Annotated in this window: 20 protein-coding genes and 1 riboswitch; of the genes, 6 read left to right on the forward strand and 14 right to left on the reverse strand. The window is 72.6% G+C overall.

Going from position 1 to position 20,152, the window contains the following annotated elements:
* Positions 1 to 57 precede the first annotated feature (57 nt).
* Entirely contained in the window at positions 58 to 1,716 is a 1,659-nt protein-coding gene (menD, locus tag BMX74_RS16740) for a 2-succinyl-5-enolpyruvyl-6-hydroxy-3-cyclohexene-1-carboxylic-acid synthase (protein ID WP_055502482.1), read from the reverse strand.
* Positions 1,713 to 2,624: an o-succinylbenzoate synthase gene (locus tag BMX74_RS16745; protein ID WP_256257009.1), complete on the reverse strand. Its 912-nt coding sequence runs from the start codon at positions 2,622 to 2,624 to the stop codon at positions 1,713 to 1,715. The genes menD and BMX74_RS16745 overlap by 4 nt, the downstream gene beginning before the upstream one ends.
* Positions 2,625 to 2,688: 64 nt before the next feature.
* Here BMX74_RS16745 and BMX74_RS16750 point away from each other — a divergent pair, with 64 nt between their 5' ends.
* From BMX74_RS16750 to BMX74_RS16760, 3 genes are all read left to right on the forward strand, one after another.
* On the forward strand, positions 2,689 to 3,834 hold the full coding sequence (locus BMX74_RS16750; protein ID WP_091101315.1) for an AMP-binding protein: 1,146 nt from the start codon (positions 2,689 to 2,691) through the stop codon (positions 3,832 to 3,834).
* Positions 3,835 to 3,880: 46 nt separating this feature from the next.
* A complete protein-coding gene (locus BMX74_RS16755) occupies positions 3,881 to 4,210 on the forward strand; it encodes a hypothetical protein (protein ID WP_055502484.1) in 330 nt (109 codons plus the stop codon).
* Between the two features lie 298 nt (positions 4,211 to 4,508).
* Positions 4,509 to 5,837, forward strand: coding sequence for an RNA polymerase sigma factor (locus BMX74_RS16760; RefSeq protein ID WP_091101318.1), 1,329 nt, complete (start codon positions 4,509 to 4,511; stop codon positions 5,835 to 5,837).
* 218 nt (positions 5,838 to 6,055) lie between these two features.
* Here BMX74_RS16760 and BMX74_RS16765 read toward each other — a convergent pair whose 3' ends face one another.
* Positions 6,056 to 6,454: a hypothetical protein gene (locus BMX74_RS16765; protein ID WP_055502486.1), complete on the reverse strand. Its 399-nt coding sequence runs from the start codon at positions 6,452 to 6,454 to the stop codon at positions 6,056 to 6,058.
* 112 nt (positions 6,455 to 6,566) lie between these two features.
* Here BMX74_RS16765 and BMX74_RS16770 point away from each other — a divergent pair, with 112 nt between their 5' ends.
* Positions 6,567 to 7,127, forward strand: coding sequence for a TetR/AcrR family transcriptional regulator C-terminal domain-containing protein (locus BMX74_RS16770; protein WP_055503927.1), 561 nt, complete (start codon positions 6,567 to 6,569; stop codon positions 7,125 to 7,127).
* Between the two features lie 196 nt (positions 7,128 to 7,323).
* Complete coding sequence (locus BMX74_RS16775) at positions 7,324 to 7,521, forward strand: DUF5999 family protein (RefSeq protein ID WP_055502487.1); 198 nt, start codon at positions 7,324 to 7,326, stop codon at positions 7,519 to 7,521.
* A 241-nt stretch (positions 7,522 to 7,762) separates the two neighbouring features.
* Here BMX74_RS16775 and BMX74_RS16780 read toward each other — a convergent pair whose 3' ends face one another.
* Entirely contained in the window at positions 7,763 to 8,365 is a 603-nt protein-coding gene (locus BMX74_RS16780; protein ID WP_091101320.1) for an alpha/beta hydrolase family protein, read from the reverse strand.
* An 83-nt stretch (positions 8,366 to 8,448) separates the two neighbouring features.
* On the opposite strand from BMX74_RS16780, the gene BMX74_RS16785 reads away from it, so the two are divergent.
* Positions 8,449 to 8,808 carry a hypothetical protein gene (locus BMX74_RS16785; RefSeq protein ID WP_218153975.1) on the forward strand — a complete coding sequence of 120 codons (360 nt, stop codon included), beginning with the start codon at positions 8,449 to 8,451 and terminating at the stop codon, positions 8,806 to 8,808.
* Between the two features lie 35 nt (positions 8,809 to 8,843).
* On the opposite strand, the gene BMX74_RS16790 is transcribed toward BMX74_RS16785, so the two are convergent.
* The 10 genes from BMX74_RS16790 to BMX74_RS16835 form a co-directional block, all read right to left on the reverse strand.
* Entirely contained in the window at positions 8,844 to 9,683 is an 840-nt protein-coding gene (locus BMX74_RS16790; RefSeq protein ID WP_055502490.1) for a tetratricopeptide repeat protein, read from the reverse strand.
* Positions 9,684 to 9,882: 199 nt separating this feature from the next.
* A complete protein-coding gene (gene gcvP, locus BMX74_RS16795; protein ID WP_055502491.1) occupies positions 9,883 to 12,717 on the reverse strand; it encodes an aminomethyl-transferring glycine dehydrogenase in 2,835 nt (944 codons plus the stop codon).
* 164 nt (positions 12,718 to 12,881) lie between these two features.
* Positions 12,882 to 12,975, reverse strand: a riboswitch (glycine riboswitch).
* 78 nt (positions 12,976 to 13,053) lie between these two features.
* Positions 13,054 to 13,674 carry a MerR family transcriptional regulator gene (locus BMX74_RS16800; protein WP_055502492.1) on the reverse strand — a complete coding sequence of 207 codons (621 nt, stop codon included), beginning with the start codon at positions 13,672 to 13,674 and terminating at the stop codon, positions 13,054 to 13,056.
* A 146-nt stretch (positions 13,675 to 13,820) separates the two neighbouring features.
* On the reverse strand, positions 13,821 to 14,291 hold the full coding sequence (locus BMX74_RS16805; protein ID WP_020539830.1) for a bifunctional nuclease family protein: 471 nt from the start codon (positions 14,289 to 14,291) through the stop codon (positions 13,821 to 13,823).
* Between the two features lie 120 nt (positions 14,292 to 14,411).
* A complete protein-coding gene (ftsR, locus tag BMX74_RS16810; protein WP_055502494.1) occupies positions 14,412 to 15,038 on the reverse strand; it encodes a transcriptional regulator FtsR in 627 nt (208 codons plus the stop codon).
* A 23-nt stretch (positions 15,039 to 15,061) separates the two neighbouring features.
* The gene (locus BMX74_RS16815) at positions 15,062 to 15,574 is read right to left on the reverse strand and encodes an FHA domain-containing protein (RefSeq protein WP_055502495.1); all 513 of its coding nucleotides are present in this window, start codon (positions 15,572 to 15,574) and stop codon (positions 15,062 to 15,064) included.
* A gap of 296 nt (positions 15,575 to 15,870) precedes the next feature.
* Positions 15,871 to 18,375, reverse strand: coding sequence for a mannose-1-phosphate guanyltransferase (locus tag BMX74_RS16820; protein ID WP_055502496.1), 2,505 nt, complete (start codon positions 18,373 to 18,375; stop codon positions 15,871 to 15,873).
* Positions 18,376 to 18,379: 4 nt separating this feature from the next.
* Positions 18,380 to 18,961 carry a cardiolipin synthase ClsA gene (gene clsA / locus BMX74_RS16825; RefSeq protein ID WP_055502497.1) on the reverse strand — a complete coding sequence of 194 codons (582 nt, stop codon included), beginning with the start codon at positions 18,959 to 18,961 and terminating at the stop codon, positions 18,380 to 18,382.
* A gap of 135 nt (positions 18,962 to 19,096) precedes the next feature.
* Positions 19,097 to 19,690, reverse strand: coding sequence for a phosphoribosylanthranilate isomerase (locus tag BMX74_RS16830; protein WP_055502498.1), 594 nt, complete (start codon positions 19,688 to 19,690; stop codon positions 19,097 to 19,099).
* Between the two features lie 10 nt (positions 19,691 to 19,700).
* Entirely contained in the window at positions 19,701 to 20,111 is a 411-nt protein-coding gene (locus BMX74_RS16835) for a hypothetical protein (protein WP_055502499.1), read from the reverse strand.
* Positions 20,112 to 20,152 lie beyond the last annotated feature (41 nt).

Raw genomic sequence — 20,152 nt, forward strand, 5'->3', positions numbered from 1 at the left:
CACCCGGGCAGGTCGGGGGCCGCTACCCGGCGAGGCCCCCGGGCAGGCCAGGGACCGCTAGCCGGCGAGGAACGCGCGGACGGCGTCGTGCGCCGCCTCGCGCAGCCGCGCGTGCACGGCGGCGTTCGCCTCCCTGCCGGTGCGCACCTCCACCACGCGCGGCCCGCTGCCGCGCAGCGCCTTCGGCAGGTCGGTGATCTCCTCGACCAGCGTGTACGGCGTGCCGCTCGCCGCCACCGCGTACGCGAGCTCCACGCCGTGCGGCGTGCCGAAGACCCGCTCGAACGGGTCGCGCAGCGCCGCCTGCGGCAGCAGCGAGAAGATGCCGCCGCCGTCGTTGTTGACCACGACCAGGCACAGGTCGGGCCGCGGCTCGCGCGGGCCGAGCACCAGCCCGTTCTGGTCGTGCAGGAACGACAGGTCGCCGAGCAGCGCGTACGAGGGGCCGTTGTGCGCCAGCGCCGCCCCCATCGCGGTGGAGACGAGCCCGTCGATGCCCGAGGCGCCCCTGTTGGCCATCAGCCGCAGGCCGCGCCTGGGCCGCATGGCCTGCTCCAGGTCGCGGATCGGCATGGACGAGCCGCAGAACAGCAGCGCCCCGTTGGGCAGGGCGTCGGCCAGGTCGCGGGCCACGCGCGGCTCGCTCATGCCGGACGCGTCGAGCACGTCGTCCACGGCGGCCCTCGCCACCTGGTCGGCCTGCCGCCAGGCGTGCAGCCACGCGTCGTCGCCGGACGCGACCGGGATCTCCACGGCCTGCGCCACCTGCGTGGCGGACCTGGTCGGGTCGGGCCACCTGCCGAGGTCGGGCGCGACCACGATGTGCTCGTCGGCCCGCTTCAGCCACGACATGAGCGGGCGCGACAGCCCGGGACGGCCGAGCGTGACCACCACGTCGGGCCGGTACGTTTCGGCGAACTCGGGCATGCCGAGCAGGAAGTGGTAGGTGGAGATCGCGTGGTCGCCGTAGCGTCCGCCGCCGTTGGGCTCCGACAGCACCGGCCAGCCCGCCATGCCGGCGGCGGCGACGTAGCGGCGCACGTTGGCCGCGCCGTCGCCGACCACCAGCACGCCGCGCCTGGTGGGCGGCAGGTGCAGGGCGACGGGCGGCGGCGCCACCCTGGTGCGCACCCACGGGCCGTCGGCGCCGCCGTCGAGCGGCTCGCACCACGAGGTGTCGCCGTCGGGGATGAGCGGCTCCCTGAAGGCCAGGTTGAGGTGGACGGGCCCGGCGTCGGGCCCCCACGCGCGCTGGTAGGCGCGGCAGGCCAGCGACCGCCAGTACGCCACCTGCCCCGGGCGGTCCTCGGGCACCCCCACCTCGGCGAACCACCGCGTCGCCGTGCCGAACAGCTTGAGCTGGTCGATCGTCTGGTTCGCGCCGGTGCCGCGCAGCTCGGGCGGCCGGTCGGCGGTGAGGACGAGCAGCGGCACGCCCGACTCGGCGGCCTCGATCACGGCGGGGTGGAAGTTGGCCGCGGCCGTGCCCGACGAGCAGACCAGCGCGACCGGCCGCTCGGACCGTTTGGCGAGGCCCAGCGCCAGGAACGACGCCGACCGCTCGTCGATGCGGACGTGCAGCCGCACCCGCGACTCGGCGTGCAGCGCGAGCGCCAGGGGGGCCGAGCGGGAGCCGGGCGCGAGCACCACGTCGGTGAGCCCGCAGCGCACCAGCTCGTCGACCAGCACGGTGGCCAGCGCGGTGGCGGGGTTCACTGGGCGGCCTCCTGCATCCTGCGCAGCCACGCGGGCGAGTCGATCGTGCACTCCGCCAGGCGGGCGGGGTCGACGGGGGGACGGCGGACGGCCAGCCTGCCGTCCACGGGGACCAGCGGGTCGTCCACGACGTCGCCGGTCAGCAGCGCCAGCGTGCCCAGGCCGCACGCGTACGGCAGCGACGGCAGCGCGGCGGCCAGCGCCAGCCCGGCGGCCAGCCCCACGGAGGTCTCCACGGCGCTGGAGACGACCGCGGGCAGCCCGCACGCCTCCACCACCCGAAGCGCCGCGCGCACGCCGCCCAGCGGCTGCACCTTCACCACGGCGATGTCGGCGGCCTCCGCCGCCCTGACGCGGAGAGGGTCCTCGGCGCGGCGGATGGACTCGTCGGCGGCGACGGGCACGTCGCAGGCGCGGCGCACGGCGGCCAGCTCGTCGAGGGTGGCGCAGGGCTGCTCGGCGTATTCGAGCTCGAAGCGGTCGAGCAGCTTCAGCCGCCTGACGGCCTCGTCGACGTCCCAGGCGCCGTTGGCGTCGACGCGCAGTTTCCCCGACGGGCCGAGGGCGTCGCGCACGGCCTCGACCCTGGCCAGGTCGTCGTCGAGCGTCTGGCCCGGCTCGGCCACCTTGACCTTGGCGGTGGCGCAGCCGGAGGCCGTGACGATCGCGTGGGCCCGCTCGGGGCCGACGGCGGGGACGGTGGCGTTGACGGGGACGCTGTCGCGCACCGGCTCGGGCCAGCCCTCGAAGGCGGCCTCGCGGGCGCACGCCAGCCAGCGGGCGCACTCGCGCGGGCCGTACTCGGGGAACGGCGAGAACTCGCCCCAGCCCGCCGGGCCGCGCAGCAGCACGCCTTCCCTGACGGTCTGCCCCCGGAACCGCGTGCTCATCGGAATCCGGAAGACCACGGGCGAACGTTCCACGACCCTCCCTGGCGCCTGTGCCCCATGTTTCGCCACTAACCTTACGAGCATGTGGAGCAACCCGTCGCATCCGGACCGCCCGCTGAACGCCCTCACGGCGCCGCAGGGCCCGGCGGTCGTCGCGGCGGTGCGCGACGCGCTGTCGGGCGAGGGTCCCGCGCTGCTCCCCCTGCCCTCCGCGTCCGCGGGGCCGGTGCTCGCGGCGCTGCGTCCCACCCACGTCGACGGCGAGCCCCGGCCCGGCGGCCTGGGCGTGCCCGGCCAGGTGGCCGTGGTGATCGCCACGAGCGGCAGCACCGGCGCGCCCAAGGGCGTCATGCTCCCTGCCCGGGCGCTGCGCGCCTCCGCCGCGGCCTCGCTGCGGCGCCTCGGCGCCTCCAAGGGCGAGCGCTGGCTGTGCTGCCTGCCCGTCTCCCACGTCTCCGGGCTGCAGGTGGTGGTCCGCGCCCTGCTGTCGGAGACCGAGCCGATCGTCCACGAACGGTTCGACGCGGGCGCCGTGCTCGGCTCGGGCGCCGACCACGTCTCGCTGGTGCCCACGCAGCTCCACCGGCTGGTCGAGGCGGCCGCCGACCTGTCGGTGTTCCGCACGATCCTGCTCGGGGGCGCGGCGCCCGCACCCGGCCTCCTGGAACGCGCCAGAGACCTCGGCGCGCGCGTCGTCACCACGTACGGCATGAGCGAGACCTGCGGCGGCTGCGTGTACGACGGCCGCCCGCTCGACCACGTCGACGTCAAGATCGGCGACGACGGCCGGGTCAGGGTCGCCGGGCCGGTGCTGTTCTCCGGCTACCGCTCGGGCGAGCCCGCGCCGTTCGACGGCGACTGGTTCGTCACCTCCGACCTGGGCGAGCTGGCCGGGGGCAGGCTGCGCGTGCTGGGCAGGGCCGACGACGTGATCAACACGGGCGGCGAGAAGGTGGTCGCGGGCGCCGTGGCCCGGGTGCTCGCCGCCCACCCCGAGGTGTCCGACGTGGCCGTGGTCGGGCGGCCCGACCCGGAGTGGGGCGAGGTCGTGACCGCCGTCGTCGTGCCCGCCGACCCGGTGACGCCGCCCACGCTGGCGCAGCTCCGGGCGTACTGCGAGGACCGCCTGCCGCCGTACGCGGCGCCGCGCGCGCTGCGGCTGCTCGACCGGCTGCCTCTGCTGGAGAACGGCAAGACCGACCTGGTCCGGCTTCGGGCAGGAACCTGATGACTTGCGCCTGCGTCATAGTGGCAAGAGCGCGAAGGGAGCCTTCATGAACCAGACCCGCAAGATGTGGGCGTCCGCGGCCGTCGTCGGTGTCATCACCGTCGCAGGCGTGTCCGTAGCGGCGGCCGCCTCCGCGGGCAGGCTCGCTCGGGCAGGTGAGGAGACGAGGGCCGTGGTCGAGCGCGGGGCGCCGGCCGGCCCGGACCGGCAGCCGACGGAGCCGTCTGCGCGGCCGAGCGACGGCGTGGTCGTCTCCACCGAGGTCAACCCCGACCCCGGCAAGACCCTCGACTACTGGACGGGCGAGCGCATGGACGGCGCGGAGCCGATGCCGATGCCCGAGGTGAAGCCCGGCGAGTTCGAGGTCGCCGAGTAGATCTTTCCCGCAGGGCCGGCGCCCGCGCTGACCAGGGGAGGCGGCGCCCGTGCGGACCTGCGGGGCGACGCCCGTGCGGACCTGCGGGCAGCGCTTGTCAGAGCCTGCGGGCGGCGCCTGTGCGGGCCTCTGGGGCGGTGGCCGTTTGGGCGATCCGCCCCTTTTTTGATCCGGCGGGAACAAATGGCGGCAGACGGCGTTATTGATAACGGTGCGGCGTGCGGCCCGGACCGGCCCACCACCACCTGTCTGCCACAACAGCCTGATCGCTTCGACTCCGTATGGAGGAGGTGTCCTCATGCCCAAGACCGCCGTGGCGACCCCACCCGCGACTCTCGACCAGCTGATTGAACGAGGGCGAGACCAGGGTCACCTTTCTCTCGCGGAGCTGCGTGACGCGTTCGCCGATGCCGGCATCAGCCCCGCCGAGGGCCGTACGATCCTGCGCGAGCTCTCCGAGGCCGGTGTGAGCCTGGCCGCCGAGAACGAGCCCACGCTCGGCCACACGACTCCCAGCAAGCCCGCGAAGAAGACGGCGACGCCGAAGCCCAGGAAGTCTTCCACGCCGAAGGCTACCCGGCGCAAGGCGTCCGAGGCAAAAACTCCCGCAGACCCCAAGCCCGAGCACCTCGAGGACGTCGTCCCTGACGACGCCGAGCTCGCCGCCGAGGACGTCGAGCTCGAGAACGAGCCGCTCGACCTCGACGACAACCAGTCGGTCATGGGCGACTCGGTGCACACGTACCTGAAGTCCATCGGCCGCCGCACCCTGCTGACCGCCGCCCAGGAGGTGGAGCTCGCCCGCCGCATCGAGGCCGGCCTGTACGCCGAGTACAAGCTGGAGAGCGAGCAGGACCTGCCCGACTCCGTCCGCGAGGACCTGGAGATGGTCGTACGCGACGGCAAGGACGCCAAGGACCACATGCTGGAGGCCAACCTCCGGCTGGTGGTGTCGGTGGCCAAGAAGTACACCGACCGCGGCATGTCCCTGCTCGACGTGGTCCAGGAGGGCAACCTGGGTCTGATCAGGGCGGTCGAGAAGTTCGACTACACCAAGGGCTTCAAGTTCTCCACGTACGCGATGTGGTGGATCAGGCAGGCCATCCAGCGCGGTTTCGCCGACTCCGCCCGGACGATCCGCCTGCCGGTGCACGTCCTGGAGATGCTTTCGAAGCTCTCGCGCATCGAGCGCGACATGCACCAGCGCCTGGGGCGCGAGCCCACGCCCGAGGAGCTGGCCGTGGAGCTCGACAAGACCCCCGACCAGATCGAGGAGCTGCTGCGCACGAGCCGCCAGCCGATCTCGCTGAACGCGACGATCGGCGAGGACGGCGAGACCACGATCGGCGACCTCATCGAGGACGTCGACTCGCCGGAGGCGTCGGAGATCGTCGACCGCCAGCTGCTGGGCGACCAGCTCAGGGGCGTCCTCGACAACCTGTCGCCGCGCGAGTCGAAGATCATGGCGCTGCGGTTCGGGCTGGTGGACGGCAAGCCGCACACGCTGGACGAGATCGGCAAGTACATGGGTCTCACCCGCGAGCGGATCAGGCAGCTGGAGAAGGAGTCGCTGTCCAAGCTGCGCCACCCCAGCAACACCCGCCCGCTGCTCGACTGGGCCAGCTGACCCGGACCCCGCGCCGCCCGCTCACCCGAACGGACCGCGCTCACCCGTACGGACCCGCGCGCGGGATGCCGCTCACCTGAACGTCACCTGAACGGCCCCGCACCCCGCGGCGCCCGCTCACCTGAACGGCCCCGCACCTCGCGACGCCCGATTCGGGGGCATGGCACACGGAAGCCCCGGCACGTCCATCGTGCCGGGGCTTCTCCGTGTCGGTGCGGTCAGCCGGCCGCGGGGACCGGGCGGGGCAGGCGCGGGATGCCCCAGAGGCGGTTCTGCTCGCGCAGGGTGCGCAGCCGGTTGACCTCGTCGGTCCACATGGCGCCCACGGGGGTGGCGCGGGCCTTGCGGCGGGCGATGCGGTCGTCGTACGCCTTCACGCCGAACGCGCCCCGCTGGCCCGCCTCGGCGGCCCGCAGCGCCTCGGTGAGCGCCTTGTCGAGCGCCAGGCCGGCGGCGCGCAGTTCGATCTCGTCCGCGTCGGCCGCCTGCAGCTCGCGCAGCGTCTGCTCGGCCTCCCTGGCCTTGTCGAGCAGCTCGGGGAAGCTCTTGGAGATCTCCAGGTCCGCGTGGTAGCGGACCTCGGCCTCGCGGCTCACCCGCGGACGGAAAAACGCCATCGACTTGCCCCTTCACGCTTCGTCTGCTGTCAACGGACAAGGGTACGCGCTTCCGCGACACGCCCCGTAACCGGACCGGGCGCGCCCCCCTTTACATAGTAAGATGATCACCATGCCCGCCAAGAGACCTCCGGTCCCCCTGTCCCGTGAGCGCATCCTCGAGGCCGCGCTCCACATCGCCGACACCCAGGGCCTGCGCAGGCTGACGATGCGCCGCCTGGGCGACGCGCTGCAGGTCGAGGCCATGGCCATCTACCACCACCTGCCCCGGGGCAAGGAGGCGCTGATGGACGCCCTGGCCGAGCACGTGACGGCCGTCCAGGTGGAGCAGGGCGCCACCTGGCAGGACACCGCGCGGGCGTGGTGCAGGGCGAGCAGGGAGCTGCTGCGCGACCATCCCGGCGTGCTCGCCCTCGCGATGACCAAGCCCCCGAAGGGCGCCACGTCGCTGGCGATCAGGGAGCAGACCGAGCAGCTGGCCGACGGCGGGCTGGAGAACGCGGCGGAGGCGGTGCGCTCGCTGCGGGCGTTCGTGTTCGGCAGCGTCGCCGTCGAGGTGCAGCAATCAGGCTGGGCCGACCCAGAAGTGGACGAATGGATCAGACGCGACGAAAGAGCGGATCTCGACTTCGAACGTGGGCTCGACGCGTTGCTCAAGGGATGGCAAACCTAGTGCGCGTGTCGCGCTTGGCCCGTTATCCTGCATACGGCACGCTGTGTCGAAGGTCACACCGCCCCGACATCATCACGTAACAGCCCGAAAGGGCTATGTCGGACGATGTGTCGCACGCACACACTTGCCACAGAACCACCCGAGCCGCTCCCACCCCCTCCGCCCGGGAGCACCACGAGATATCGGAGGCACGCCGATGTGCCCGCACGACCCGGCCTGTCCGGACGCCGAGGCGCCAGACCGCGACAAGGCGCGCACCCTCGCCTGCCACCCCGAGCAGGGCTGGAGCCTGCTCTGCAACGGCGTGGTCCTGTTCGAGGACACCGGCGAGCTGCTGCCCAGCGGCGCCGCCATCGCCCCGCACCGGCCCGTCGTGGCCGCCGCCCAGGCGTAACCACCGCACAGGCACAGCCGTCGCACAGGCACAGCCGTCGGGCAGGCACAGCCGTCGGGCAGGCACAGCCGTCGGGCAGGCACAGCGATCGCTGAGGCGTAGCCCCACATCTCAGCCGTGGTCGCCGCTCACTGCAGCGATCACCGAGGCCCGGCCCTCAGTCGCGGTCGCCGCACCGCGACCGCGGAGGCGCAGCCCCAGGCAGGTCGCCGCTCACGCGCCGACCCCGAGGCGGCGGCTCTCAGGGGTGGCGGGCCATCCGTCCGGCGATCCAGTCGGCCACGACCTCGCCCACCCGGGCGGGGTCCTTCTTCAGGTCGTGCCCCTCCCCCGGCAGCACGACCAGCCGCGCGGCGTCCGCCGCGTCGGGCACGCCGAAGGGGTCGCGGTCCCCGTTCACCACCAGCACGTCCACCCCGGCCCCGCGCAGTTCCTCCGCCCTCGACCGTTCCAGCCGACCGGGAGGATGCAGGGGGAACGCCAGCGCCACCACGGCCTCGGCCCCCACAGCCTTCGCCGTCCTGCAGGCCACCCTCGCGCCGTTGCTGCGACCGCCCTGGACGAGCGGCAGGCCCGGCAGGCGCTCGCGCAGGGCCGCCACGACCACCTCCCAGGCCTCGTCCTGACGGGCGGGCGAGCCCGGCGCCCTGGCCCCGGCCACCCTGAACGCCTGCGTCACCCTGGCCACCGTCGCCCCCACGCCGAGCGCGGCGTCGCGCACCGCCAGCAGGTCGGGCGCGTCCACTCCCCCGGCCGACCCGTGCGTGAGCACCAGCAGCAGCCGGGGCCGCGCCGCTTCGTCCACCTGCGCCAGGGCGGGACCACGCGGAGTGATGATCTCCATGGCAGCACCGTACCTGGGGATGACCCGACCATAGCCCTCAAGGTGGATGACGGCGCGTCCCCCGGCAGGGGATGATGACGTCCATGCCAGACATGCGTCCCCTGCGTGAGGACCTGCAGGCCACCCTCGACGCCCGCCGCGACCTCGGCCCCGAGTACGAAGCCGCGCTCATCGACTCGTTCGTGGAGCGGCTCGACGCCACCATCGCGGCGCGGGTGCGGGCCGAGCTCGCGGCCGAGGGCGCGGCGTCCCGCAAGCCGGGGAAGGGCCAGAGGAGCGGCGCGGCGACGATGATCCCCGTGGCGATCGGGTCGCTGGTGCTCGGCGTCCCGCTCACGTCGATCGCGTCCAGCAACTCGGGCCTCGTCGGCCTCATCGTGACGTGGCTGGCGATCGCCGTCATCAACGTGGCCGCCGCCCTCGCGGTGGCCCGCCGCGACTGACCCCGGCCCGCCACGACGCGCCCCGGGGGCGTGGGTCAGGTGTCGCGGTGGTAGCGCAGGCGCACCTCGGCGGCCAGCGTCTCGTCCTCGTGCTCCAGCCCGTACGTCCACACCCGCCCGGCGTCGTCGTCGCGCCCACGCAGCGGCAGCGTGCGGGCCAGCAGTTCCACGGCCAGGGCGGTCATGCCGGGGTCGGGGGCGGCGCCGGCCGCACCGGAGTCGCCCGCGCCCTCCTCCAGGGCCGCCGCGAACTCCGCGCAGGCCAGCTCCAGGTGCGCGATGCCGAGCTGGACCCGCAGCCTGGGCGCCTCCCCGGCGGGGGCGATCTCCAGCGCGTCGATGAGCACGGCGGCGGCCTCCCCCGGCTCGCCCCGTTCGATCAGCAGCTCGGCGAGCTGCTGCGCGGCGTGCGCGGCCGTCGGCTCGTCGCCCGACCCCACGGCCGTCCGCGCGGCGGAGCGCAGCTCGTGCTCGGCCTCGTCGAGGTCGCCCGCCTGCCCGGCGAGGCGGGCGAGCGCGAGGTGCGCCAGCGGCATGTACGCGGGCGTGCCGACGCCGAGGACGGCCTGCCAGGCGGCTCTGGCCTGCTCGGGGCGGCCCTCGCGTTCGAAGCCCTGGCCGAGGTGGCAGGCCGCCTGGGCGGCGTACTCGGGGTGGCCGGTGGCCAGGGCGGTTCTGGCGGCGGCGCGGGCCCCTTCGAGGTCGCCGCGTTCTTCCAGCACCACGGCCAGCCCGACGGCGGCCTGCGCCCGGTCGGGGGCGTCGGGGTCGGCGGCGAGCTCGGCCAGTATCGCGGCGGCGCCGTCGAGGTCGCCGTGCTCGGCGAGGCGGCGGGCGGTGTCGAGGGGCGGCGTCTCCAGCTCTGAGGACGTCAAGGGGGCTCCTTCTGCCACGGTCGCACAGAGCCTAACGACTTCTGACGATCATGTCTGCTCACTTGACGGAGAAGGACTCACTCACCCCGATTGCCCGGTTCTTCCCCTCGACTGCCGGCCCGTCGGACGGCCCCGCGAACGACGGCGCCCGCGGCGTGGCAGGCACGCCGCGGGCGGGGAACCCGGTCGGAGGGGGCCGTCAGTCCTCGTACGCCTCCAGCGGCGGGCAGGCGCAGACGAGGTTGCGGTCGCCGTACGCCTGGTCGATGCGGCGCACCGGCACCCAGTACTTGCCGTCGCGCAGCGAGTGCACCGGGTAGGCGGCCTCGGTGCGGGAGTACGGGTGGCTCCACTCGTCCGCGGCGACCGAGGCGGCCGTGTGCGGCGCGTTGCGCAGCGGGTTGTCGGTGCGGTCGTACGCGCCGGAGGCGACCTTGGCGATCTCCTGCCTGATCGCGATCATGGCGTCGGCGAATCGGTCGAGCTCCGCGAGGTCCTCGCTCTCCGTGGGCTCGATCATGAGAGTGCCGGCCACGGGGAACGACATGGTGGGGGCGTGGAAGCCGTAGTCGATGAGGCGCTTGGCGACGTCGTCGACGGTGACGCCGGTCTCCTTGGTGATCTCCCGCAGGTCCACGATGCACTCGTGGGCCACCAGGCCGCCGCGCCCGGTGTAGAGCACCGGGTAGTGCGGGGCGAGCCGCCTGGCCAGGTAGTTGGCCGACAGGATCGCCTGCTCGGTGGCCGCGGTGAGGCCTTCGGCGCCCATCATGCGGATGTAGGCCCACGAGATCGGCAGGATGCCGGCCGAGCCGTACGGCGCGGCGGCCACCGGGCCGACCGGGGTGCCGTCGCGCAGCGGGTGGCCGGGAAGGTACTCGGCCAGGTGGGCGCGCACCGCGACCGGGCCGACGCCGGGGCCGCCGCCGCCGTGCGGGATGCAGAAGGTCTTGTGCAGGTTCAGGTGCGAGACGTCCGCGCCGAACTCGCCGGGCTTGGCCAGGCCGACGAGCGCGTTGAGGTTGGCGCCGTCGACGTACACCTGGCCGCCGGCCTCGTGCACCTTGGCGCAGATCTCGGTGATCGTCTCCTCGTACACGCCGTGGGTCGAGGGGTACGTCACCATGATCGCGGAGAGCTGGTCACGGTGCTTGGTGATCTTGGCGTCGAGGTCGGCCAGGTCCACGTTGCCGTTGTCGTCGCAGGCGACGACGACGACGCGCATGCCCGCCATGACGGCGCTGGCGGCGTTGGTGCCGTGCGCCGACGACGGGATGAGGCAGACGTCGCGGCCGGTGTCGCCGTTGGCCTGGTGGTAGGCGCGGATGGCCAGCAGGCCGGCGAACTCGCCCTGGGAGCCGGCGTTCGGCTGCAGCGAGACGGCGTCGTAGCCGGTGACCTCGGCCAGCCAGCCCTCCAGCGTGCCGATCAGCTCCCGGTAGCCCTCGGCCTGCTCCTCCGGCGCGTACGGGTGGACGCCGGCGAACTCGGGCCAGGTGATGGGCTCCATCTCGGTGGTCGCGTTCAGCTTCATGGTGCAGGAGCCGAGCGGGATCATGGAGCGGTCGAGCGCGATGTCCTTGTCCTGCAGCTTGCGCAGGTAGCGCAGCATGGCCGTCTCGGAGCGGTGGCTGTGGAAGACGGGGTGGGTGAGGTACTCCGACTCGCGCAGCAGGCCCGCGGGCAGCGCGTCGTGGCCCTGCTCCAGGTCCACGCCGGCGCGGTCGAGGCCGAACGCGCCCCACACGGCGGCCAGCTCGGCGGCGCCGGTCTTCTCGTCGCAGGCGACGAGGACGTGGTCGGTGTCGGCCGCCCACAGGTTGACGCCGCGCTCGGCGGCCGCGGCCACCACCTCGGCGGCCCGGCCGGGCACGCGGACGAGGACGGTGTCGAAGAACTGGCCGTGCACGACCTCCAGGCCGCCCTCGCGCAGCCCCTCGGCGAGCGCGACGGCGTGCCGGTGCACGCGCCTGGCGATCCTGCGCAGGCCGTCGGGGCCGTGGTAGACGGCGTACATGCCGGCGATCACGGCGAGCAGCACCTGGGCGGTGCAGATGTTGCTGGTGGCCTTCTCGCGGCGGATGTGCTGCTCGCGGGTCTGCAGGGCGAGCCGGTAGGCGGGGGCGCCGTCGGCGTCGACCGACACGCCGACCAGGCGGCCGGGCATCTGCCGCTGCAGGCCCTCGCGTACGGCCATGTACGCGGCGTGCGGGCCGCCGAAGCCGAACGGCACGCCGAACCGCTGCGACGAGCCGACGGCGATGTCGGCGCCGAGCTCGCCCGGCGCGGCGACGAGGGTGAGCGCGAGCAGGTCGGCGGAGGCCACGACGAGCGCGCCGGCCTCGTGGGCGCGGGCGGCCAGGTCGCGGAAGTCGCGCAGCCGGCCGGAGGCGCCCGGGTACTGGACGAGCACGCCGAAGCACTCGGGCAGCTCGCCGTCGTCGAGCGGGTGCTCGACGAGGGTGATGCCGAGCGGCTCGGCGCGGGTGGCGAGCACCCGCTTGGTCTGCGGCAGCGCGTCGGCGTCGACCACGAACACGTCGCTCTTGGCCTTGCTCGCGCGGCGGGCCAGCGTCATGGCCTCGGCCACGGCGGTGGCCTCGTCCAGCAGGGAGGAGCCGGCCACGTCGAGGCCGGTCAGGTCGGACACCATGGTCTGGAAGTTGAGCAGCGCCTCCAGGCGGCCCTGCGAGATCTCCGGCTGGTACGGCGTGTAGGCGGTGTACCAGCCCGGGTTCTCCAGCAGGTTGCGCCGGATGACGGCCGGGGTCACCGTGTCGTAGTAGCCCAGGCCGATCATGGAGGTGAGCACGCGGTTGCGCCCGGCCAGGGCGCGCAGGTCGGCGATGGCCTCGCTCTCGCCGGCGGCGGCGGGGAGCGTGAGGTGGTCCTTGGCCCTGATGGCCTCGGGGACGGCCACGGCCACCAGATCGGCCACGGAGGCGAACCCGACGGTTTCGAGCATGCGCTGCTGCTCGGACTCGGAGGGGCCGATGTGCCGGGACGAGAACGGCAGTGCGGACAGGTCGGACATGGAGTGTGCCTCCCGAGGCTGGAGACCGGCGCCAGAGCGCGGACGAGTGCCGGATCTCCCCCTCTGTCATCGCGACGTCGTCGCGACCTGAGAGCTTCACCCCCTGGGGGGCTTGCACCGTCGGTGAGGTGCGCCTGGCGGGCGCACCTGCTTTCCAGAGTTGCCTCACCCGAGCGGTACCGGCTGCCTGAGAGATTCCGGGGAGGGTTGCTCCTTCGGCGCCCCGGGTGACCCCGGGGACTCTCCCGCACGGGGTCGTCAGCCTTACGTCCTAGATTACTATGCTGTGCCCTCTTCCAGCGCCTCACCCCGGGCGACGGGCCGGGTGAGCCCTGCTCAGCCGATGCGGCGGGCGCGCCGCCTGCGGGCCAGTTCGTCAGCGGGGTGGTCGGCCGGGACGTCGTCCTCGACCGCCGCCCGTTCCCCCGGCAGCTCCGCCAGGGATCCCTCGACCTCGCGCCAGACGCGGCCCAGCGCGATGCCGAACACGCCCTGGCCGCCCTGCAGGAGGTCGATCACCTCGTCGGCCGAGGTGCACTCGTACACGCTGACCCCGTCGCTCATGAGCGTGATCTGCGCGAGGTCGGCGACGCCGCGGTCACGCAGATGCTGGACGGCGGTGCGGATCTGCTGGAGCGAGACCCCGGTGTCGAGCAGGCGCTTGACGACCTTGAGCACCAGGATGTCGCGGAAGCTGTAGAGCCTCTGGGAGCCCGAGCCGTGGGCCGCCCTTATCGTCGGCTCGACCAGGCCGGTGCGCGCCCAGTAGTCGAGCTGCCTGTACGTGATGCCGGCCGCCGCGCACGCCGTGGGGCCGCGGTAGCCGATGTCCTCCGGCAGCGCCTTGGGCTGCTCGTCGAAGAGCAGACCCTGCTCCCCGGCACGCTGCCGGGCGCTCTCGCGCCGCACCGGATCTTCCTGGCCGGCCGTTCTTCCCTCGCCGCTGCTGACCGCCACGCGGACCTCCGGCTTCTCTCATCCCGCGGCCTGATCTGGGGGTTCGTAAAGGGCGACCACGGGTTTCACTTGCACCGTAGGACCGTGACCATGCGCAGTCAACGATCCGGCTCGGCGCGTCGTGAAGCGTAAATGCACTGAAATACCTACCCCGCCCGGCCGAAGTCCTCGGGAGTGATCGTGTCAAGGAACTCCCTGAACTTCTCCACCTCGTCCTCCTGGTCGTCGGGGATGACGACGCCCGCCTCCTGGACGACCTCCTCGCTGGCGAAGATGCGCGCGCCCGTGCGCAGCGCGAGCGCGATCGAGTCGGACGGGCGGGCGCTCACCTCGACGCCGTTGGAGAACACGAGGTCGGCGAAGAAGATGCCGTCGCGCAGGGCGACGATGTTGACGGCGCGCAGGCCCACGCCGAGAGCGCTCAGCACGTCCCTGAACAGGTCGTGGGTGAGCGGCCGCGGCGGCGGCTCCTCCGCCTGGGCCAGGGCGATGGCCGTCGCCTCGGTCATGCCAATCCAAATCGGAAGGAACCGCTCCCCGTGTGCCTCCTTGAGCAAGACGATCGGCTGATTTGTGGGCATTTCTACGCGAACGCCCACGACCTCCATCTGCAACACGGGCTGCTCCATGATCGGCTGGCCGGTGACCCGGCTCAGCTATTTGCCGGTCAGCTTCTGCATTTCAACGTAACACCCGAGGCGGGTGGAATGCGCCCCGGCTGTGGGGTGGCTACGCCCTCATCGGCCCAGGACCGACCTGATTCCGGTACGTACAAGGGCTTCGTGCAGGTCCAGCAGGAGTTTCGACAGCTCTCTGGCCGCCTCGTCGGCCTCTCCGATGGCTCCGGGGGCGCGGCGCTTGAGGATGGGGGCGACCGCCTGCTCCACCAGGCCGCACTCGCGCTCCGCCGCCGCCTTGACGGCCCGCAGGTGCCGGGCGTGCAGGCCGAAGCGGGCCAGCGCGCCGACGCTGCGGGCCACCTTCAGCGCCTCCTCGTCGTAGCGCCTGGCCACCGGGGCGAGCAGGCCGTAGTCCTCCAGCTCGTCGAGGGCCTCCTCGTCGATGCCGGCGGCCTCCAGCAGCTCGGCCCGGCTCAGCCGCACCTCCTGCTTGGTCTGGACGGCCCGGGGACGGCCGAAGTTCTCCGCCATCCTGTCCTTGATCACCCGCAGCGGCAGGTAGTGGTCGCGCTGCTCGGTGAGGATGAAGCGGAGCTGCTCCACGTGCAGGTGGGTGAACTTGCGGTAGCCGGAGGGGCTGCGCTCGGGCTCGATCAGCCCCTCGCCCTCCAAGAACCGGATCTTGGAGATCGTCACGTCGGGGAACTCGCCCTGGAGCAGCGCGAGCACCTCCCCGATGCTCATGTGCGAGCGTGCCGCCTGCGAGCTCATGCGCCGGCGTTGCCCCGCGTCAGGAAGAGGAGGCGGAACTTGCCGATCTGCACTTCGTCCCCGGAGTGCAGCGGGACCTCCTCGATGCGCTCCCTGTTGACGTACGTGCCGTTGAGGCTGCCGACGTCGCGCACCGAGAACTGGCCGCCGGGGTGGCGGTAGAACTCGACGTGGCGGCGCGAAACCGTGATGTCGTCGAGGAAGATGTCGCTCTCGGGGTGGCGCCCCGTGGTGGTGAGGTCCTTGTCGAGGCGGAACCGGCTGCCCTGGTTGGGCCCCCTGGTGACCGAGAGCAGCGCCGTGCCCGGCGGGAGCTGCTCCACCAGCGCCCGCTCGGCCAGCAGCATGTCGCCGGTCTCAGCCTCGTACGCCTCGATTCCCGCGACGGAGATCGTCGATGTGGTGTCCCCGGAGACCTCGTATCTGGTCAGCGGTGACCCACAGCGGGAACAGAAACGGGCATCCTCGGGGTTGGCGTGCCCGCACTGCGTGCAGTAGACGCTCGGCATCGATCGGCTCGGCCTCCTACCGCGAAGACGCGGCGACGGTGCTCGGGCGCCTCGCTTCGCTCTTTCACGTTTGCGAATGCCGCAACTTACGCTGATCAGCGGCAAAGGTCAAGGCGGGGCGCTGGTTGACAGGTCGGACGGTGACAAAGTTACCGTCGTGTCTGCCATTGGTCCATGCCGCCGCGCGTTTCCACATTACGATCTTGCGACGGTCCGCGCGCACATCATGAACAAAACCTTTCCCCGGCATCGCACCGCGTCCCCCCGGACAGGTTCGGCGATCATGGTACCCGATCTCACACGGCGGCCTGTTCGACCACCCGCGCCCAGTGCTCGATGAGGGCCTGCGCGGCGTCGACGTCGGCGGCCTCGGCCCACAGGTCGGTGACCGGCTCGGTGGCGGCGGGGATGATGAGCACCCAGCTGCCGTCGTCGAACACCACCCGCACCCCGTCGGTGGTGTCGAGCCGGTGCCCGCGACGGCCCTGCTCGGCCGCCTCGATGACCGAGCGCATGACGGCGCCCTTGGCCGCCCAGGGGGTGGGCACCGTGCGCCTGAGGAGCTTGACGTCGGGGATGCGGGCGTCGATCTGGCTGAGCGACAGGCGGGTGCGGGCGACCAGGCCCAGCAGGCGCACGAAGACGGCCAGGCCGTCGATCGCGGGGCTGAACTCCGGCACCACGAAGCCGCCGCGCCCGTCGGCGGCGAAGATCATGTCGGGGCCCGCCGCCGCGGAGGTGAGGGCGTCGAGCGCGGTCGAGGTCCACTCCACCTGCACGCCGTGGAAGCGGCAGACCTGTTCGGCCACGCGCGTGGCGGTGACGGGCAGCGCCACCCTGCCGCGCCTGCGCTCGGCCGCCACCAGGTCGAGCACCACCAGCAGGGCCCGCTCCTCGCTGATGAGCTGGCCCTTCTCGTCCACCAGGGCGATGCGCTCGCCCACCGGGTCGAAGCGCACCCCGAACGCCGCCCGCGACGAGCCGACCAGCTCCGACAGGCGCTGCAGGTCGCGGCGGCGCTCGGCGATGGTCTCGGTGGGCGAGACGTGGTCGAGCCTGGCGTTGACCGTGAGGACGTCCACGCCGACCCGGCCGAGCAGCGTGGGCAACACCAGCGAGGAGGTGCCGCCCGCGCAGTCCACGACCACCTTCATGTCCCGCACGCCCGACATGTCCACCTGGCGCAGCAGCTCCTGCGCGTAGTCCTCGACCACCCTGGCCGGGTACGTCAGCTCGGCGATCTCGCCCGGGAACGCGCGCCGGAACTCCTGGCGCGACACCACCCGCTCCAGCTTGCGCTGCGCCGACGGGGGCAGGTCGGCGCCGCGGTCGTCCATGATGACGATGTCCACGCTCTGCGGGTCGCCGGGCGTCGTGCGCAGGGCGATGCCGCCCGCCGCCGACTCGCGCGCGGTGTGGAAGCGGGCCACCGGCAGCGGCGCCGCCTCCAGGTCGAGGACGTCGATCGCGCTCGCGGTCAGCCCGCTGATCACCGCCCGCTTCAGCGCCCTGGCCGCGAGCGAGGCGTCGCGCGAGGTGACGACGCTGACGCCCTTCTTCAGCGTGGTGGCGTACGCGCCGGCCAGGCGCACGCACAGCTCCGGGGTGATCTCGACGTTGACCAGCCCGCTGACGCCCCTCGGCCCGAACAGGCTGCGCTGGCCGCGCGACTCCCAGATCACGCTGGTGTTGACCACCGCGCCGGCCTCGATCGTCTTGAACGGGTAGACCTTGACCCCGCTGGAGACGTACGCCTCGGCCTCGATGAGGCACTCGTCGCCGACGACGGCGTTCTCCTCGACGCGGGCCCCGGCCATGATGTCGGTGTTCTTGCCGATGACGCAGCCGCGCAGGTGCGCGCCGGGCCCGAGGTAGACGTTGCCGTGGACGACGGCGCGGTGCAGGAAGGCGCCCTCGCGCACCACCGCGTTGTTGCCGAGGACGGTGAACTCGCGCAGTTCGGCCCCGCCCTCGACCTTGGCGTAGTCGCCGATGAGCAGCGGGCCCTTGAGCACGGCGTCGGTGTCGACGGAGGCGGACTCCGCCACCCAGACGCCCGGCGAGAGCTCGAAGCCGTCGATGTCCAGCTTGACCTTGCCGGACAGGGCGTCGGCCTGGGCCTTGAGATAGCTGGCGTGGGTGCCGACGTCCTCCCAGTAGCCGTCGGCGACGTAGCCGTAGATGGGGGCGCCGCGCTCCAGCAGCCGGGGGAAGACGTCGGCGGCCCAGTCGACGGCCTGGCCGTCCGCGACGGCGTCGAGGACCTCTGGCTCCATGACGTAGACGCCGGTGTTGACGGTGTCGGAGAAGACCTGGCCCCAGGTGGGCTTCTCCAGGAAGCGCTGCACGCGGCCCGCCTCGTCCACGATGATGATCCCGAACTCCAGCGGGTTGGGGACGCGTTTCAAACCGATCGTGACAAGAGCCGATTTTTCCTGATGAAACCGGATCATGTCGGACAAATCGATATCTGTAAGGGCGTCGCCGGAGATGACGAGAAAACGGTCGTCGCGGAGGCGGTCGGCCGCGTTCTTGACGCTTCCCGCCGTGCCGAGCGGCAGGTCCTCGGTGGCGTACTGCAGGCTCATCCCGAGCTCGTCGCCGTCGCCGAAGTAGTTGCGCACGAGCGCCGCGAGGAACTGCAACGTCACGACCGTGTCGGTGACGCCGTGCCGCTTGAGCAGGCGCAGGACGTGCTCCATGATCGGGCGGTTGACCACGGGGAGCAGGGGTTTGGGCTGGTTGGCGGTCATCGGACGCAGCCGTGTGCCCTCCCCGCCCGCCATGACGACCGCCTTCACCCGATCACCCCTTTTTAGCCGAAGTTACGAGTTGTCGCACCTGTATCACATACAGCACACCGGCCCACCAGTACAGGCCCGTTCCCCACAAAGCGAAAGCCCATCCGACAATTCGGGCTATATCGGCATACCACCCAGAGTGCGAGGCGAGGAAGAGCAGCGGGAAGGCGTACATGAGGTTGAACATGGCTGCCTTGCCCAGGAAATGCACCTGAAGTGCCTTGTAGCCATGTTTGCGAAGGACGGGGATGAAACTCGCGACGAAGAGTTCCCTCGCGAGGATGACGCCGACCAGCCACCACGGGATGACCTCGCGCACCAGCAGCGCCAGGATCGTGGCGAACACGTACAGCTTGTCCGCCGCCGGGTCGATGAGGCGTCCCAGCCTGCTCGTCTGGTTGAACGCGCGAGCGATCTTCCCGTCGAGCCAGTCGGTCAGGCCGGCGACCGCGAGGATGAGGATCGCCCACCCGTCCGCCCGCGGGCCGAGAACCAGCCAAAGGAACACCGGCACGCCGAGGAGGCGCAGGAAGCTCAAGAGGTTGGGAACCGTCCAGATCCGGTCCTCGGCGGAAGTTTCGCTCACGCAGCAGACCCTACTGCGTCGTCACGGGAGCGGGCCGGGGGTGGCCGGTCAGATCCGCAGGAAGGCGTGGGTTCGGCCGGCCTCCTCGAAGCCCGGGGCGGCGCGGAGGCGGCGCGGGGAGCGTCTCGCGCAGGGTCAGGCGGCGCGGCGGGCGGCCGTCAGGAAGGCGCGGATGAGGTCGGGGTCCTTGACGCCGGGCGCCGTCTCGACGCCGCTGGAGACGTCGACGCCCCACGGGCGCGCCGCCGCCACCGCCTCGGCGACGTTCGCCGGGTCGAGGCCGCCCGCCAGCATCCACCGGCCCGTCGGCCGGCCGCGCACGGCGGCCCACTGCCACGGCTCCCCCGAGCCGGGACGCGGCGCGTCGACGATGAGGAGGTCCTCGTCGTAGGCGCCGCAGCGCAGGTCGGCGTCGGCGGCGACCGCCCTGACGAGGGTCAGCCCGAGGTCCTTCAGCGCGGTGAAGTCGGCGTGCGGGTGCCTGCCGTGGAGCTGCACGGCCCGCACGCCGGAGACGAGGGCCGCCGCGCGCACGGCCTCAGGCGTCTCGCCCCTGAACACCCCCACGGTCAGGACGTGGCCCGGCACCGCGGCCGCCAGCTCCGCGGCCCGTTCGGGGGTCACCTGGCGCGGGCTCCTGGTCATGACGAAGCCGATGGCGTCGGCGCCCGCCTCGACGGCGGCGGCCACATGCCCGGGTTCGCTCAGCCCGCAGATCTTCACGTACACATCTACGACCCTAGCGGCGTCTGGCGGCCCGCGGCGACCAGGCCCAGACGAGCACCGCCGTGACGAGGCCGAACAGCACCACGCCGTTGGGCACGTGGGCGCCCAGGGTGTCCCAGGTGAAGTGCTGCGCCATCCCGACGACGAGCAGGCCGACGCTGGCCAGGGCGGGCCAGCCCGCCCCGCGTCCCGGCCGCCACACGAGGACGGCGAGCACGATCTGCACGAGCGCCACGAGGTGGACGACCATCCCCGCCATCACGTGGGTCTCGCCCAGCGCGCCCTGCGACTGCACGGCCTGCCCGGCGAACGAGGCGGCCACGACGAGCGCGGCCGCCTGGGCGGCGACGACGATGCGCAGGCTGTAGAGCAGGCCCGCCGGGACCTGCCTGGCCGGCGCGGGCGCGGTCAGGGTTTCTTGCATGGTGAGTCCTTTCGACGTCGGCGAAGGACACATGATCGGAG

Source organism: Nonomuraea pusilla (genome assembly GCF_900109355.1).
In the GTDB taxonomy this organism is placed as follows: Bacteria; Actinomycetota; Actinomycetes; order Streptosporangiales; family Streptosporangiaceae; genus Nonomuraea; species Nonomuraea pusilla.